The sequence below is a fragment of the Vibrio sp. Y176 genome (assembly GCF_033438945.1).
In genome coordinates, this window is record NZ_JAWOQS010000941.1 from 1 (window position 1) to 563 (window position 563).

A 563-nucleotide genomic window follows, 5' to 3' on the forward strand; every position below is an offset into this window, starting at 1 on the left:
TGAAGTGAAGACGCGCTGTTCTTATCCGTTGGGTTTGGCGCAATGCCACTGTTTTCTTTTGCTGCCGCTTTAACCGGAGCGTCCGACGATAATGCCGTGTACTGTGCAAGACTCATTAGCTACCCTGCCCTAAACGAAGCAAGCCTTGCTGCATGCTTTTCACATTTGCCAACACTTCCACGTTCGTTTCGAAGCTGCGAGTCGCTGACATCATGTCCGCCATTTCCGCAACCACGTCGATGTCTGGGTAGTAAACGTAACCTTCACCGTTAGCGAGTGGGTTATTTGGCTCAAAGCGTTTTTCCGCCTGACCTTTGTTTTGCACCACATCGACAATACGCACTTCAGCATTTGGGTAAATGCCGTTTTCTGTCGTCATTTGCGTTTTTTGATACACGGTAGCGAACACAGGTTTAAGTGCTTTGTAAGCATCATCTGGGTTTGCAGACACCGCATCCGCGTTCGCAAGGTTACTGGCAACCGTGTTTAGGCGAACGGTTTGCGCCGTCATCGCAGAGCCAGTAATCGAATAAATATCAGTGAATGACATAATTAACGTCCCT

The 563-nt window shown here is 48.7% G+C and carries 1 protein-coding gene; it reads right to left on the reverse strand.

Annotation, left to right across the window (positions count from 1 at the left end; all coding sequences use genetic code 11):
* Positions 1 to 115: 115 nt before the first annotated feature.
* A complete protein-coding gene (flgC, locus tag R7O13_RS29540) occupies positions 116 to 550 on the reverse strand; it encodes a flagellar basal body rod protein FlgC (protein ID WP_005464013.1) in 435 nt (144 codons plus the stop codon).
* Positions 551 to 563 lie beyond the last annotated feature (13 nt).